This window comes from Rahnella inusitata, assembly GCF_018288855.1.
Classification (GTDB): domain Bacteria; phylum Pseudomonadota; class Gammaproteobacteria; order Enterobacterales; family Enterobacteriaceae; genus Rahnella; species Rahnella inusitata.
The window spans coordinates 25,325-40,033 of sequence record NZ_CP065024.1; the positions used below are offsets into that span (position 1 = coordinate 25,325).

At 54.7% G+C, this 14,709-nt stretch carries 14 protein-coding genes and 1 riboswitch; of the genes, 3 read left to right on the forward strand and 11 right to left on the reverse strand.

Features of this window, described 5'->3' with window-relative positions; all coding sequences use genetic code 11:
• Positions 1–54 precede the first annotated feature (54 nt).
• The 4 genes from ubiA to pgi form a co-directional block, all read right to left on the reverse strand.
• Positions 55–921, reverse strand: coding sequence for a 4-hydroxybenzoate octaprenyltransferase (gene ubiA / locus I2123_RS00125; protein WP_213052446.1), 867 nt, complete (start codon positions 919–921; stop codon positions 55–57).
• 41 nt (positions 922–962) lie between these two features.
• Positions 963–1,502 carry a chorismate lyase gene (gene ubiC / locus I2123_RS00130; RefSeq protein WP_213051538.1) on the reverse strand — a complete coding sequence of 180 codons (540 nt, stop codon included), beginning with the start codon at positions 1,500–1,502 and terminating at the stop codon, positions 963–965.
• A gap of 90 nt (positions 1,503–1,592) precedes the next feature.
• On the reverse strand, positions 1,593–2,000 hold the full coding sequence (psiE, locus tag I2123_RS00135) for a phosphate-starvation-inducible protein PsiE (RefSeq protein ID WP_112168459.1): 408 nt from the start codon (positions 1,998–2,000) through the stop codon (positions 1,593–1,595).
• A gap of 181 nt (positions 2,001–2,181) precedes the next feature.
• Positions 2,182–3,828: a glucose-6-phosphate isomerase gene (gene pgi / locus I2123_RS00140; RefSeq protein ID WP_112168460.1), complete on the reverse strand. Its 1,647-nt coding sequence runs from the start codon at positions 3,826–3,828 to the stop codon at positions 2,182–2,184.
• A 240-nt stretch (positions 3,829–4,068) separates the two neighbouring features.
• A riboswitch (Lysine riboswitch) is annotated at positions 4,069–4,260 on the forward strand.
• Between the two features lie 106 nt (positions 4,261–4,366).
• On the opposite strand from pgi, the gene lysC reads away from it, so the two are divergent.
• Together lysC and panS are read left to right on the forward strand one after the other, a co-directional pair.
• Complete coding sequence (gene lysC / locus I2123_RS00145; protein WP_213051539.1) at positions 4,367–5,758, forward strand: lysine-sensitive aspartokinase 3; 1,392 nt, start codon at positions 4,367–4,369, stop codon at positions 5,756–5,758.
• A gap of 90 nt (positions 5,759–5,848) precedes the next feature.
• Positions 5,849–6,766, forward strand: a complete 918-nt coding sequence (panS, locus tag I2123_RS00150) for a ketopantoate/pantoate/pantothenate transporter PanS (protein WP_112168462.1) — start codon at positions 5,849–5,851, stop codon at positions 6,764–6,766.
• Between the two features lie 56 nt (positions 6,767–6,822).
• On the opposite strand, the gene I2123_RS00155 is transcribed toward panS, so the two are convergent.
• The 7 genes from I2123_RS00155 to I2123_RS00185 all read right to left on the reverse strand — a co-directional run bounded on the left by I2123_RS00155 (position 6,823) and on the right by I2123_RS00185 (position 13,764).
• Complete coding sequence (locus tag I2123_RS00155; protein WP_213051540.1) at positions 6,823–8,475, reverse strand: Na/Pi cotransporter family protein; 1,653 nt, start codon at positions 8,473–8,475, stop codon at positions 6,823–6,825.
• A gap of 15 nt (positions 8,476–8,490) precedes the next feature.
• The gene (locus I2123_RS00160) at positions 8,491–9,147 is read right to left on the reverse strand and encodes an HAD family hydrolase (RefSeq protein ID WP_112168464.1); all 657 of its coding nucleotides are present in this window, start codon (positions 9,145–9,147) and stop codon (positions 8,491–8,493) included.
• Complete coding sequence (locus tag I2123_RS00165; protein WP_213051541.1) at positions 9,144–10,136, reverse strand: ABC transporter ATP-binding protein; 993 nt, start codon at positions 10,134–10,136, stop codon at positions 9,144–9,146. The genes I2123_RS00160 and I2123_RS00165 overlap by 4 nt, the downstream gene beginning before the upstream one ends.
• A gap of 1 nt (position 10,137) precedes the next feature.
• Positions 10,138–10,923: an ABC transporter permease gene (locus I2123_RS00170; RefSeq protein ID WP_112168466.1), complete on the reverse strand. Its 786-nt coding sequence runs from the start codon at positions 10,921–10,923 to the stop codon at positions 10,138–10,140.
• Between the two features lie 23 nt (positions 10,924–10,946).
• On the reverse strand, positions 10,947–11,789 hold the full coding sequence (locus tag I2123_RS00175) for an ABC transporter permease (RefSeq protein WP_112168467.1): 843 nt from the start codon (positions 11,787–11,789) through the stop codon (positions 10,947–10,949).
• 26 nt (positions 11,790–11,815) lie between these two features.
• On the reverse strand, positions 11,816–12,613 hold the full coding sequence (locus tag I2123_RS00180) for an alkaline phosphatase family protein (protein WP_213051542.1): 798 nt from the start codon (positions 12,611–12,613) through the stop codon (positions 11,816–11,818).
• 92 nt (positions 12,614–12,705) lie between these two features.
• Positions 12,706–13,764, reverse strand: coding sequence for an ABC transporter substrate-binding protein (locus tag I2123_RS00185; RefSeq protein ID WP_213051543.1), 1,059 nt, complete (start codon positions 13,762–13,764; stop codon positions 12,706–12,708).
• A gap of 202 nt (positions 13,765–13,966) precedes the next feature.
• Here I2123_RS00185 and I2123_RS00190 point away from each other — a divergent pair, with 202 nt between their 5' ends.
• Positions 13,967–14,677 (forward strand): UTRA domain-containing protein, encoded by a 711-nt coding sequence (locus tag I2123_RS00190; RefSeq protein WP_112168470.1) that lies wholly within the window; start codon positions 13,967–13,969, stop codon positions 14,675–14,677.
• Positions 14,678–14,709 lie beyond the last annotated feature (32 nt).

The following is a 14,709-nucleotide window of genomic DNA, read 5'->3' on the forward strand; positions in this document are numbered from 1 at the left end:
ACTTTGCAAAAAGTCCGGGCATTTTTTATTGTCTGAAGAGATTGCCTGAAGAGATTAGAAACTGAACGCCGTCAGGCTCATCAGAATCCCCAGGAACAGCACCAGACCGACATAGTTATTCTGACGGAAAGCCAGGAAACAGGCGTCACGTTCGCGCTTCGCGATCAGTTTTTGCTGATGCACAAACAGCGCAGCAGCCAGCAACAGCGACCAGTAGAACGGTGCGCCCAGCTGCGAAAGATGCCCGACAATCGCCATCAGAACCAGCGTTGCCAGCTGCAACATGCCAATGATCAGCGTGTCAAAACGGCCAAACAAAATGGCCGTCGATTTTACGCCAATCTTTAAATCGTCATCACGATCGACCATCGCATATTGCGTGTCGTAGGCCACCGTCCAGCAGATATTTGCCACGAACAATAACCAGCAACTTAGCGGAACGGTTTCACTGACGGCAGCGTAAGCCATCGGGATTGACCAGCCAAACGCCGCGCCCAGCACAAACTGCGGCAGATGGCTGACGCGTTTCATGAACGGGTAAATCCATGCCAGCGCCAGCGCGGCAAGCGAGAGGAAAATCGTCATGCGATTGAGGGTCAGTACCAACAGGAACGACACCAGCACCAGCCCGGCAAACAGGATTTTGGCCTGCTTACCGCTGACCGCCCCGCTCGGCAACGGGCGGTTGGCAGTGCGCTTAACGTGCCCGTCTATTTTGCGGTCAGCGTAATCATTCACCACGCAACCGGCGGCGCGCATAAAGAAGACGCCCAGCACGAACACCACCAAAATTTTAGCAGAAGGCATGCCGCCACCGGCCAGCCAAAGCGCCCACAGCGTCGGCCACAGCAGCAACAGCGAGCCGATGGGTTTATCAATGCGCATCAGGCGGCAATAATCCCGCCAGGTGCCCTGCGTCATACTTCCCGACACTCTCTGTTCTCCTTGTGGGTTGGTCTGGCTCATATCCCGCTCACTTTGCCTTCAGGGCGGTGAACCGGTGAATCTGGCAGGAAAATTTCCGTCAACAGCAGCGGCTTATCAGACAGACGCAGACGCGACCGGCGCGCCCATAAGTCGCCCTGCTCACTTTGCAGTTGCCCGAGATGAATGTAATCGCGAGTCAGGTTATTACCGCTAAACAGGTAGCGACCCAGCGGTAAGGTACCCAGATCCACCAGCGCCATGTCAGGCCCGGTCAGTGTCTCTTCGGGAATGATAGTACGTCCAAGCAACCACGGCTCGGCGTCGCCAAACAGTACGATTTCGCGCACCCAGTAACGGGCGCTTTCCGGCAACTGCTGAGCTTCACTTTCTCCCAGCTCAGCGCGGCTGACAAAGCATTCGTTTTGAGGTTTAACGGTGACAGTAACACCCTGTTTTTCAAAGCGACGGGTCATGGATCCCATTTCCATCAGCCAGTCGGCCACGTCCGCAGGAACGTCAGTCGGATCGTTAAACCAATGAATCGGGGGTTGTGCAGGGGAATGGGAATCAGACATCAACGGCTCCGTAATGGAGGCAGGTATACCTCCAATGAATTATCTGCCTCGTATTCTAACGCATGAATGCGAGGCAGTAATCGCATCATTTTACTCGCGGCGCAGACGTTCGCTGTTCGCCAGGAAGAGCGTCACGACCAGGACGAGGATCGCACAGGCGTACACCAGTGTGTCATAAGGGCTTTTGTGGTCGACGATAATCAGTCGAATAATCGCCGTGATACCGATATAAATAAAATAGCGTAATGGGAAGTGATATCCCGATGAAAAATACTTAATGATCAGCGCGATAAATTCGAAATAGAGGAAGTAAATCACAATTCCCTCTATCAGAAGATACGATGAAGATTGATCGTTGTTCACGAAAAGTACCATTGCTAAATGGTAGGTTTCGCGGCCGATGAAAATCATCAGTATCGCGGCCAGCCCCAATAAAAATACGTTCAAAATTCGCTGCATGATGACCGAAATCAGCGTTGCACGTTTTGATCCTGCCATGTGACCTACATCCCACTTTTGTTATTAATACCCGCAGAATACCACAGAGTCCGCACAGGAAAAGCGGCATTAAAAAAGGGCCAGCCTGTGAAGGCTAACCCTTTTGTTTCGGTGTGTTACTCACACTCGTTTACCCTAAATCATTCGAGTTGCATCAAGGCGGCTCGAAGGATGACAGGTTTTAGCGCCAGTTTTTAAAGCGGTTGATTAGACCATTCGTCGAACTGTCGTGACCTTTCACATCTTCGCTGCCTTCGAGCTCTGGCAGGATACGGTTCGCCAGTTGCTTACCTAATTCCACGCCCCATTGGTCGAAGGTGTAGATGTTCAGGATAGCGCCCTGCGTGAAGATTTTGTGCTCATACATCGCGATCAACGCACCCAGGCTGTACGGCGTGATTTCACGCAGCAGGATGGAGTTGGTCGGACGGTTACCTTCAAACACTTTGAACGGTGCAACGTGTTTCACGTCTTCCGGTTTTTTACCCTGGTCGGCGAATTCTTTCTCGACCACGTCCAGAGATTTACCAAACGCCAGCGCTTCCGTCTGTGCGAAGAAGTTAGACAGCAGTTTCGCGTGGTGATCACTCAGCGGGTTATGGCTGATGGCCGGCGCGATGAAGTCACAAGGGATGATTTTAGTCCCCTGGTGAATCAGCTGATAGAACGCATGCTGGCCGTTGGTACCCGGCTCGCCCCAGATGATCGGCCCAGTCTGGTAATCCACCGGATTGCCGTTACGGTCAACGAATTTACCGTTAGATTCCATATTGCCTTGCTGGAAGTACGCAGCAAAACGGTGCATGTACTGATCGTATGGCAGGATCGCTTCGGTTTCAGTGCCGTAGAAATCGTTGTACCAGATACCGATCAGCGCCAGCAGAACCGGCAGGTTTTTCTCAGCAGGGGTATTGGCGAAGTGGTTATCCATCGCGTGTGCGCCGCTCAGCAGTTGCTCGAAGTTCTCGAAGCCGACGGACAGAGCGATTGACAGGCCAATTGCGGACCATAGAGAGTAACGGCCACCGACCCAGTCCCAGAACTCGAACATGTTGTCCGTGTCGATGCCAAACTCGCCGACCGCTTTACCGTTGGTAGACAACGCAGCGAAGTGTTTCGCCACGTGTTTGTCATCGCCCGCAGTTTTCAGGAACCAGTCGCGCGCGCTGTGGGCGTTGGTCATGGTTTCTTGCGTAGTGAAAGTTTTTGATGCCACCAGGAACAGCGTCGTTTCCGGGGACAGGTCTTTCAGCGTTTCGGCGATATGGGTGCCATCAACGTTGGAGACGAAATGCATATTCAGGTGGTTTTTGTACGGACGCAGCGCTTCGGTCACCATGAACGGGCCGAGGTCTGAACCGCCGATACCGATGTTGACGATGTCAGTGATCGCTTTGCCGGTATAACCCTTCCAGTCACCACCGATAACGCGCTCGGTGAAGCCTTTAATCTTCGCCAGAACCGCGTTGACTTCCGGCATCACATCTTTGCCATCGACCACAATCGGCGTGTTACTGCGGTTACGCAGGGCAACGTGCAGAACGGCGCGGTCTTCGGTACGGTTGATCTTCTCACCAGAGAACATCGATTTGATTGCACCCTGAAGATCAGTCTCTTTTGCCAGAGCCTGCAGCTTATCCAGCGTTTCTGATGTGATGCGGTTTTTGGAGAAATCGACCAGCATCTGGTCTTCAAACGTGGCAGAGAACTTGGAGAAACGATCACCATCTTCAGCAAACAGATGGCTAATCTGCACATCTTTCATCGTGTCGAAATGCTGCTGCAGCGCTTGCCAGGCAGCGGTCTGAGTTGGATTGATATTTTTCATAGCAATGCTCTTAGGCTGAGAATAAATATGAGGTAACTGTCCCGATTGTATCCTGAACTTCCCGAGATGAGATGCCTTTTCTTGCGATAGGCCAGATCTGTGGATCCACAATGACAAAGAACAATATTAGATGACAATCGCTCAAAATGTGGCTCGACCGGCCGTGAGACCGTTGACAGACGCGCCATAACCCGTTATTCCTAAGCACCTAACTCGCACGCGTGCTCACGCACGCTGTTGTGAGCCAGAAGAGGCGCGTCGCCCAGGCAGTGTACCGGAGGAGCCGAAATCCTACGAAGGTGCATCAGGGGGAGCGGCGCCGAGGTCAAATGCTGACGGCAGGCAGATGATCGACCACAGGGGCTGAATCCTCTGGGTTGTCACCGACATACCCGAAAAAGGGTATTGGCATGGTGGGGCGCTTCTGGGTGTATCGTAGCATTTCTACGCCTGCTCCCGTTTCCCGCTCTCCCCTTGTGCCAATTCTTATGGATTAGGTGGCCGTCATTGAAATGACGTCCCGGACATGAGGTTTTACATGAATCACGCAGCATCCCGCAACGCCACTGTGCAGCCTTTGGGCAAGGTTATCGTCGCCAAATTCGGCGGTACCAGCGTGGCAGATTTCGACGCGATGAACCGCAGTGCAGACATCGTTCTTGCGCGCCCGGAAGTTCGTCTCGTTGTTCTCTCCGCCTCTGCGGGCGTCACCAATTTATTAGTCGAGCTGGCCACGGGCAAAGAAACCGAACGCCGCGTCTTCCTGCTTGATGAAATCCGCCGCATCCAGAATGCCATTATTGACCGCCTCGATAATCCGACGGTGATCCGCGAAGAAGTGGGTCGCATGCTGGAAAATATCGCCATGCTGTCGGAAGCCGCAAGCCTCGCGACCTCCACCGCATTGACCGACGAACTGGTCAGCCACGGCGAGCTCATGTCCACCCTGCTGTTTGTTGAAGTCATCCGCCAGCGCAACGTGCCTGTGGAATGGTTCGACGTCCGTAAAGTCATGCGCACCAACGATCACTTTGGTCGCGCAGAACCGGATACGCAGGCGCTGACCGACCTGACACTTTCACAACTGCAACCGCGTTTGCAGGACGCGCTGGTGATCACCCAGGGCTTTATTGGTTCAGAAGGTAAAGGCCGCACCACCACGCTTGGCCGTGGCGGCAGCGACTACACCGCAGCATTGCTGGGCGAAGCGCTCGGCGCGGTGCGCGTGGATATCTGGACGGATGTACCGGGCATTTACACCACCGACCCGCGTCTGGTACCGGCTGCGAAACGTATTGACCGCATCGCGTTTGAAGAAGCCGCTGAAATGGCCACTTTCGGTGCCAAAGTTCTGCATCCCGCCACGCTGCTGCCTGCGGTGCGTCGCGGTATTCCGGTATTTGTCGGCTCCAGCAAAGATCCGTCGGGCGGCGGCACGTTAGTGTGCGATACCAGCGATAATCCGCCGTTATTCCGCGCGATTGCCCTGCGTCGCAGACAAACGCTGGTCACGCTGCACAGCCTGAGCATGCTGCATTCACGCGGTTTCCTCGCCGACGTGTTTGGTATTCTGGCGCGCCACAATATTTCTGTGGATTTGATCACCACCTCCGAAGTCAGCGTAGCGCTGACGCTGGACACCACAGGCTCCACCTCGTCTGACGCCAGCCTGCTGACCACGTCACTGCTGACCGAACTGTCGTCGCTGTGCCGCGTGGAAGTCGAAGAGAATCTGGCGCTGATCGCCATCATCGGCAACAAGCTGTCGCAGGCGTGTGGCGTTGGCAAAGAAGTCTTCGGCGTGCTGGATCCGTTCAACATCCGCATGATTTGTTACGGCGCAAGCAGCTACAACCTGTGCTTCCTGGTGCCGGGCAGCGATGCCGATCAGGTCGTTAAAACACTACACCGCAACCTATTCGAACAATAACGGGCGCGGTATCTGTGAAGACCGGGCCTTGTGCCCGGTCTTTTTTTTGCCTGTACTTTTGTAAAACAACAAAGACAAGGATCATCCTCAATGTTAGCCATCATCACCCGTCTGTTCCCGCTGTGGGCCGTGCTGTTATCGGTCGCCGCGTACTATTCGCCAACGACGTTTACCCCCATCGGCCCGCACGTTTCCACCCTGCTGATGCTGATTATGTTCGCGATGGGCGTCACCCTCGAATTCGGTGATTTCAAACGCGTGCTCTCGCGCCCCGGTCCGGTGGCAGCGGCGACGTTTCTGCATTATCTGATCATGCCGCTGGCGGCGTGGGTGCTGGCAAAACTGTTCCACATGCCGGCGGATTTGTCTGCCGGGATGATTTTGGTGGGCAGCGTCGCCAGCGGAACAGCATCCAACGTGATGATTTATCTGGCGAAAGGTGATGTGGCACTGTCGGTCACGATTTCAGCCGTATCAACGCTGGTGGGCGTGGTGGCGACTCCGCTGCTGACTCGGTTGTATGTCGATACGCACATTAAAGTCGATGTGGAAGGCATGCTGCTGAGCATTTTGCAGATTGTCGTGATCCCGATTTTAGCCGGTCTGATTATTCATCATCTGTTCACTAAAACGGTGAAACGCATCGAACCGCTGCTGCCGCTGTTTTCCATGGTCTGCATTGTCGCTATCATCAGCGCCGTGGTGGCGGGCAGTCAGGGCTTTATCGGTTCAGTCGGTTTAGTGGTGATTGTGGCGGTGATCCTGCACAACGCGATCGGCCTGCTGAGCGGCTACTGGGGCGGAAAACTGTTTGGCTTTGACGAAACCACCTGCCGCACGCTGGCGATGGAAGTGGGGATGCAAAACTCCGGTTTAGCCGCGACGCTCGGGAAGATTTACTTCTCCCCGCTGGCAGCCTTGCCGGGCGCGCTGTTCTCAGTCTGGCACAATCTGTCAGGTTCTTTGCTGGCCGGTTACTGGTCAGGTAAACCGGTGAAGAAAGACTAAAAAAAGAAACGGGCGCTTTTGACAGCGCCCGTTTCGCTTTTAATGAATACCTTACGTTAAACCACTTTCATGTCATCATTGGGTTCACGCATTTCATCTTCCTGCTCATCCTGATCCAGCACGTTATACGCCACCGCACAGAACAACGAATTCAAACGCTTCATGTCGCCCAACAGGCCGAGATGCAACGAACTGGTTTCGATACTCTGGACGTTGTGCTGATGCAGACGGTCAACGTGCGCATGTGCATAACGGCGGTCGAGAATGCGGAAGCGGTGTTTGGAACGGCGCAGACGACGCGCGCTGGTCAGGTCATTCGACAGGAACACCCCGAGGCTCAGACGCAGGTTATCCAGCAGTTTTTCATGCAAGGCTTCAAGCTCCACCAGCCCTTCCGGCGAAAATGCGCGGCGCGTAGCGTGGGATTTGGCGGTAATATCGCCGGTCATGCGTTCGATGATGTCGCCCGCCTGTTCCAGGTTTAGCGCCATTTCGATGATTTCCGCCCACCGACGTGAATCCTCTTCGCCCAGCCCCTCTTTGTTGATTTGCGCCAGATAGAGTTTGATGGCGGTGTACAACACGTCCACGTCGTCGTCGAGGCGGCGCACTTCGCGATCCTGCGCCAGTTTCCCGTGCATGACTTCGCGGTTGAGGATTAGCATATGTTCCACCACATCGCCCATGCGCAGGGTTTCGCGGGCCGCATTGGCCAGCGCCAGCGTCGGCGTATCAATGGCGCTGACGTCCAGATGGCGCGGACGAAGACGCGGATCGTCTTCCGGCACATCGGCAATCATCATCTCGCACACTCTCGCCATCGGGGCGGTAAGCGGCACCATCGCCAGACAGCGGATCAGGTTGTAGAACATATGGAAATAGATCACCAGCTCTTCGTCCGGAATACCGAGCCGCGCCAGCTGCGTCGAAAGCGGGCCGACAAACGGCAGTACAATCACCAGACCAATCAGCTTAAACAGCGTGCTACCCAGCGCCACGCGGCGACCTGCGGCATTCATTTTGCTGGCGTTAATCATCGCCAGTAAACCGCTACCGAGGTTGGCACCGATCACCAGACACAGCGACACTTTCAGTGAAATCACACCGGTGGCCGTCAGCGTGGCGGTCAGCAACACGGCGGCGAGACTGGAATAACTGATGATGGCAAAGACCGCACCGGTAAGGGCATCGAGCAGCACGTCCCCGGTCAGCGAAGAGAACAGCACTTTGACGCCGGACGCCTGCATGATCGGCGTCGCCGCCGAAACAATCAGTTCCAGCGCCAGCAATATCAGGCCAAGGCCGATCCCGACGCGCCCCATCTGGCCCGCGCGGGTTTGCTTGCGGCTGAGGAAGAAGGCGACACCGACGAAGATAAACAGCGGGGAAAGCCACGACAAATCGAACGTCAGGATACGCGCCATGACGGCAGTACCGACGTCAGCGCCGAGGATGATCACCAGCGCGGGCGCCAGCGCCACCAGCCCCTGTGAAACGAAGGAAGTCACCAGCAGCGCAGTGGCATTACTGCTTTGCACCAGCGCGGTCACACCGATACCGGCCACGAAGGCCAGCGGTTTTTTTTCTACGCTACTGCTCAGCACCCGGCGCAAATTGGCGCCGAAAACACGCATGATGCCAGTACGTACGATATGTGTTCCCCACACCAGCAGGGAAACAGCAGATAACAGATGAAGAAGGGTTAACACGAAAAAACAGCTCCATTAACGCCAGGCATAGACCGGCCATCCTGCCTGCCGGGCGTGCTGGAGCAGGATGGCGTCCGGATTCACTGCATAAGGCTGACCCACTTTGGTAAGCAACGGCAGATCGTTATGGGAATCCGAATAAAAACTGGCTTGTTGCAGCAGGGTTTCGTCCTGATTGATGAGATCCAGCAACCGCGAGACTTTGCCTTCGCGATAGGTCATCGTCCCCTGCGTGGCCCCGGTAAAGCGGCCATTCTGAATTTCTACACCGATCGCCAGCGTTTCATTGACACCAAGGAAACGGGCAATCGGCTGCACCAGATGCTCACCGGAGGCGGAAATAATCACCGTCCGGTCGCCCTGTGCGCGGTGAGTGGCCAGACACTCACGCGCCTGCGTATAAATACGCGGTGCAATAACATCTTCGATGTAACGCGCGACCATCGCCGCGACGTCGCCTTGAGTTCTGCCGGTCAGCGGTGCCAGCGTACACCGCATGTATTCGCGCATATCCATCTGACCGACGGCATATTGCTGCATCAGCGCAGCATCTTGTTGCAGAAAAGCCTGTTCATCGGCCACCCAGCCCTGCGCCACCATATAAGCGGACCACAAACTGGAACAGTCGCCGCTAATCAGGGTTTCATCGAGATCAAACAGCGCCAGTTTCATGCAACTTCCCGTAACGTAACAAGATCTAACTGTAGACCAATATCGCTGCCATCGGCGCGAAGTGAGGCCACAGACCGGTTTAAGACATCCACAGAAAGCTCGACGCCATGCGCTAACACGCGGTAACGCACCACGTTGCCAAGCAGGCTGTGGCTGAGAATTTTGGCCGGAATGCCTTCAATCACTTCACACACAGTGACTGACTCCGGGCGGATAGCGACGCGCCCCGTGTAGGTGATGCCGGTCAGCGCCATCGCCTGTTCGGCACTCAACAGGTTGTAACTGCCGATAAACCCGGCGGCGAAAGCATTCACGGGTTCAGTATACAAGGTTTCGGCATCGGCATTTTGGACGATTTGCCCTTTGTTCATAAGCACAATGCGATCTGACATCGTCAGCGCTTCTTCCTGGTCGTGTGTGACAAAAATGGCGGTCAGGTTCATTTCACGCTGAATACGGCGGATTTGTTCGCGCAGATGTTTGCGGATACGGGCATCGAGCGCAGACAAGGGTTCATCGAGCAACAACAGGCGCGGCTGAGTCACCAGCGAACGGGCGAGCGCCACGCGCTGACACTGTCCGCCGGAAAGCTGATGTGGATAACGTTTGGCATAATCGTTCATTTCCACCAGTTCCAGCACTTCACCGACGCGGCGATGCACGTCACCGGCGGGCAATTTTTGCATTTTCAGGCCGAACGATACATTGGCTTCCACCGTCATATTGGGAAACAGCGCGTAGCTCTGAAAGACCATGCCGATCCCGCGCTGTTGTGGTGGCAGCGGCACGATGTCCTGCCCCTGCAGCACGATTTTTCCGCTGTCGACGGACGTCAGGCCAGCCAGACAGCGCAGCAACGTGGACTTGCCGCAGCCGCTCGGGCCTAGCAGCGTGACGAATTCGCCCTCTCTGGCAGAGAAATCAATATTGTTGAAAATCTGCGTCGGGCCATAAGATTTGTTGAGTTGAGTGACCTGTAAATAAGACATATCAGCTCTTTCCTTTGTTCAGCATGTTCGCCACCCAGGTGAAAATCAGGACGACCATAAAATAGGAGATGACCAGCGCACTGGTGAAATGGCCGCTGCCATTGCGCATGTTATAGAGATAGACCTGCACCGTTTCATAGCGGCTGCCCGCCAGCAGGTTGGCGAACACGAATTCCCCGATTAGGAAGGAGAAAGAGAGCAGCACGGCAATCATTCCGCCTTTGCGCAGGTTCGGTAATACCACCAGCAGTGCAGCTTTCCAGGTGCTTGCACCCAGCAGATGTGCGGCATCCATCAGATCACGCAGGTTAATGGCCTGCATGTTGTTGGAGATCGCGCGGTAGATAAACGGCAACGCGATAGTGAAGTAACAGCCAATCAGGATCCACGGCGTGCCGGTCAGCGAAAACGGTTCGCCGGAATAGAGCTGCATCAGGCCGACCGATGACACCACCGGCGGCACCGCAAACGGCAGCAGAATGAGTATATTCATCAGCGCGTCGAGCTTCGGAAAATAGTAAGCAATCACAAACATCAGCGGCAGGATCAGCACCAGCGAGAGGAAAAGCGTGCCGAAACACACCACCAGCGAATGCCAGAGCGCGATAAGAAATCTCGGATCGCTCCATAACGCCACCAGCCATTTGAGTGTAAAACCGCTCGGTAAAATCGTTGCTCCCCATTCCAGCACCAGCGCATAAACCAGCGTCGCCAGAAGCGGCAACATCAATATAATCAGTAAAATCCAGATCACCGCACGGTGGTAAATCGCTTCAGATCGCGACATCTCACATTCCTCTTTAACAGCAATCACTGACGTTGGCTGAGATAGCTCTTACGCAATAACCACTGATGTATCAGTGTGATAAAGGCCATCAGCACCACCAGTAACATTGCCAGTGCGCTGCCCATGTTCGGATCGAGGGAAATATCACCCGAGACCAGCGCGGCGATCCGCACTGGCACGACGTTGAAGTTGCCGGTAGTCAGGGCATACACCGTGGCGTACGCACCCAGCGCATTGGCGAGCAAAATCACGAACGTTCCCATCAGTGCCGGGAACAGCACCGGCATGCCGATATAACGCCAGTAACTCCAGCGCCCCGCGCCGAGCAACGCGGCGGATTCGCGCCAGTCTTCGCGCAGCGCGTCAAAAGCCGGGTACATCAGCAAGACGCCGAGCGGGATCTGGAAGTAGGTGTAAAGGACAATCAGCCCGCTTTTCGAGTACAGATTGAAGTTTTCCATCAGCCCGTATTTTTGCAGCAGTAAGGTCAGACAGCCGTTGAGACCGAGCAGAATGACAAACGCGAAGGCCAGCGGCACACCTGCAAAGTTGCTTGTCATGTTGGTAAACGACATGACGAAGTCATGAAGCTTTGTCGGGCCTAGCTGGCGGAGTGAGTAACTGCCCACTAACGCAATCAGCAAACCATAGAAACTCGACCAGATTGAGATATCCAGCGAGAAGCGCATCGCCTGCAAATAGAACGGCGACGTGAGGATATCGGTGTAATTTCCCAGCCCCCAGGCTGTATAGGTTTCGCTGTAGAAGCTACTGACCGCAATCCATGCCAGCGGCGCGAGCTGGAAGGCAATGAAAAACACCAGAAACGGCAGCATAAACAGCGCCGCAATCCACTTAGCTTTCATCGGGTATCCTCTAAAAGTGACGGGATTCAGGCCAGTAATGCCGCGCAGTGTGGCTTATCGTGGGCGATATTGAGGATCTGACAGACGGTGCCGCACAGCTCGGTTTGCCGAGGCGCAGCGTCTCCTAATGTGAACGCACTGCCGAAAACAAATAACGGCACCTGACGCTCCTCCGGCAAAATGCCGCCGTGGCTGCGATCGTCGTTCATGCCGTGATCTGCAGTAACAATGACCTGATAGCCCGCTTCCAGCCAGTCGCCTAAAAAGCGCGATAAAATGCCATCCGCTGTCCGCGCTTTGTTGCGGTACTGCGGCGTCGAGAGGCCAAACTTGTGGCCCGCATCGTCAATGTTCATCGGGTGAATCAGCAGAAAATCGGGGTCATGACGGCGGCGCAGGCTTTCGGCATCGTCAAACAAATGCGAATCCGGATAAGCATCATCGTAATAAAAATGACCGTGCTGGATTGCCAGCATTTCATCGCTGGTATGACGGTCACGCGGCGGATCGAACGGCGTGCGGTTGTATAATTCGCTGACCCAATGATAGGCCGCGGCCGCCGTCGTCAGACCGGCATCACGCGCATAGTGAAAAATACTGCGCTGTGTGGATAAACGATCGACCTGGTTGTTCACAATGCCGCTCACTACCGGCGTAATTCCGGTGAGGATGCACTCATACAGCGGCCGGGACAGCGAAGGCAAGGCACATTCCAGCTGATACAAGCGGCCTCGCCCTTCGGCACACTGCGCCTGTAAATACCCCATTGCGTCGCGGGCGACCTGATAATTCAGGCCGTCCAGTACTACCAGAATGCTTTTCATGACACTTTGCCTTTCTTGCAGGTGTGAAATCCCCGCCGTCGCTCGGGCAACCCGAATGAGTTTGGGGATACTTTTATTATTTTTTCAGGTCATTACTGCTGCATATTGATCATGACGTTTTCCTGCCACAGACGAGGCAGCGTTTTGGCGCTCTTATCCCAGGCGGCCGGGTCAGCAATCGGATGGGCATTTTTGTATTCGCTGGACGGCAGAAGTTTGGCTTTTACGTCGTCAGGCAAGGTGATGTGATCGGCACGGATTGGGCGGGCATAACCCTGCGCCAGATTGATCTGACCGGCATCAGAGAAGATATATTCGCGCGCCAGTTTGGCGGCGTTCGGGTTTTTAGCGAATTTGTTGATGATAGTGGTGTAACCGGAGGTGATAGAGCCATCGGACGGAATGACGACATCAAAACGGGTTTTATCGATTTTGTCGCGATAGCTCAGGCCGTTGAAGTCCCACACCACCCCCACCTGCACCTCACCTTTTTCCAGAGAAGCGATCACCGGGTTACTCAGACTCAGACGCCCTGCTTTCGCCAGCTTGCCGAAGTACTCCAGACCCGGTTTCAGGTTAGTTTCGTTACCGCCCATGGCGTATGTGGCGGCGAGCACACCGTTAGCAGCCTGCGCCGCGGTGCTGACATCCCCGATAGTGACTTTGTATTTACCCTTCAGCAGTTCAGCCCAGCTGTGCGGTTCATCCTTCACCTGAGACTTGTCGATAATGAACGCAATGGTTCCGGTGTAAGCAAGTGCCCACATACCGTCTTTATCTTTCGCCCAGTCAGGCACCTGATCCCACGTCGTTGGCTTATAAGGCTGAGTGACGCCCTTCTGAACGGCGACCGGCCCGAACGCGGCACCCACGTCACCGATGTCGGCACTGGCGTTATCTTTTTCAGCGAGGAATTTGGCAATTTCCTGCGCCGAACTCATGTCAGTATCGCTGTGTTTGAGACCGTATTTGGTGCTCAGATCACTCCAGGTCCCTTTCCAGTTAGCCCAGTCATCAGGCATACCGACACTGTTTACCGTTCCTTCAGCTTGCGCTGCTTTGATAAGTTCAGCAGGAGGCTCAGCGGCAAAAGCCGTTGAGGTGGATAATACGAGCGCGCTGGTTAACACAGAAGCGAACAACTGTTTCATAACGGAAGCTCCAGATGGTAGGGTGTGAGGTGCTGGTCTAGTCCAGCAATAACCAAGCCAATCTAACGATCAATTGTGATAATTATATGTCAGCATGAAAAAGCAGCAGTTTTAAGCTTCCAGCTGTTAGCCGACGCACATTATTTACACAAAAAAGGGTCGGATTGGTGCATAAACGCACTGAAATGAGGCTTGCTGACCAATGAGAGATCCGCAAACGACGTTGGCCGTGATCTGTAAGGCGCTGAGTGAAAGTATCGCGACGGGGGAATTTTCGGCCAAGGGAAGGCTGCCATCTGAGCGCGCGCTGAGCGAACATTTTTCAACCACCCGTATCACGCTGCGGGAAGCATTAAGTCAGCTGGAAGCAGAGGGGCTGATTTACCGTGAAGTCCGGCGCGGCTGGTTTGTCTCACCGCCACGGATTATCTACAACCCGCTGCAGCGCAGCCATTTTCATGCCATGGCGAAAGACCAGGGTCGCAGTGCGCAAACTGAAGTGATCGATGCCAGACAGTGCGCCGCAAGCGCAGCCGTATGTCAGAAATTGCAGCTGCCGCCCGACAGCGAAGTGATATGTATCCGGCGGCTGCGTTACATCGACGGTCGCCCTGTCTTATACGTCGAACATTATCTCAATGCGCTGTATTTTCAGGGCATCCTCGACGCAGATCTCACTTCCTCGCTGACCGATCTGTATGCCTCGCGTTATGACATCCACTACGGGCGGGTTCGTTTCGAGATGGTGCCGACGCTGCTGACCGAAGAAGCCTCACGCGCGCTGAGAGTGGCCTCCGGTAGTCCGGCATTATTTATTACGCGCACCAACCGCGATCAGCATGACCGGGTAATCGACTGCGATCTCGAGTACTGGCGCTATGATGCGTTGCACATTGATGTGGAAGTGAATTGAGCGGGAAAACAGATAAAAAAATGCCCGTTAAT

What these genes read in the sequence shown, in the direction of transcription:
- ubiC (WP_213051538.1), bottom strand. Translation starts at nt 1,502, where the DNA reads ATGTCTGATTCCCATTCCCCTGCACAACCCCCGATTCATTGGTTTAAC.
- I2123_RS00175 (WP_112168467.1), bottom strand. Translation starts at nt 11,789, where the DNA reads ATGAAAGCTAAGTGGATTGCGGCGCTGTTTATGCTGCCGTTTCTGGTG.
- pgi (WP_112168460.1), bottom strand. Translation starts at nt 3,828, where the DNA reads ATGAAAAATATCAATCCAACTCAGACCGCTGCCTGGCAAGCGCTGCAG.
- I2123_RS00180 (WP_213051542.1), bottom strand. Translation starts at nt 12,613, where the DNA reads ATGAAAAGCATTCTGGTAGTACTGGACGGCCTGAATTATCAGGTCGCC.
- I2123_RS00165 (WP_213051541.1), bottom strand. Translation starts at nt 10,136, where the DNA reads ATGTCTTATTTACAGGTCACTCAACTCAACAAATCTTATGGCCCGACG.
- lysC (WP_213051539.1), top strand. Translation starts at nt 4,367, where the DNA reads ATGAATCACGCAGCATCCCGCAACGCCACTGTGCAGCCTTTGGGCAAG.
- I2123_RS00160 (WP_112168464.1), bottom strand. Translation starts at nt 9,147, where the DNA reads ATGAAACTGGCGCTGTTTGATCTCGATGAAACCCTGATTAGCGGCGAC.
- psiE (WP_112168459.1), bottom strand. Translation starts at nt 2,000, where the DNA reads ATGGCAGGATCAAAACGTGCAACGCTGATTTCGGTCATCATGCAGCGA.
- ubiA (WP_213052446.1), bottom strand. Translation starts at nt 921, where the DNA reads ATGACGCAGGGCACCTGGCGGGATTATTGCCGCCTGATGCGCATTGAT.
- I2123_RS00185 (WP_213051543.1), bottom strand. Translation starts at nt 13,764, where the DNA reads ATGAAACAGTTGTTCGCTTCTGTGTTAACCAGCGCGCTCGTATTATCC.
- I2123_RS00170 (WP_112168466.1), bottom strand. Translation starts at nt 10,923, where the DNA reads ATGTCGCGATCTGAAGCGATTTACCACCGTGCGGTGATCTGGATTTTA.
- panS (WP_112168462.1), top strand. Translation starts at nt 5,849, where the DNA reads ATGTTAGCCATCATCACCCGTCTGTTCCCGCTGTGGGCCGTGCTGTTA.
- I2123_RS00190 (WP_112168470.1), top strand. Translation starts at nt 13,967, where the DNA reads ATGAGAGATCCGCAAACGACGTTGGCCGTGATCTGTAAGGCGCTGAGT.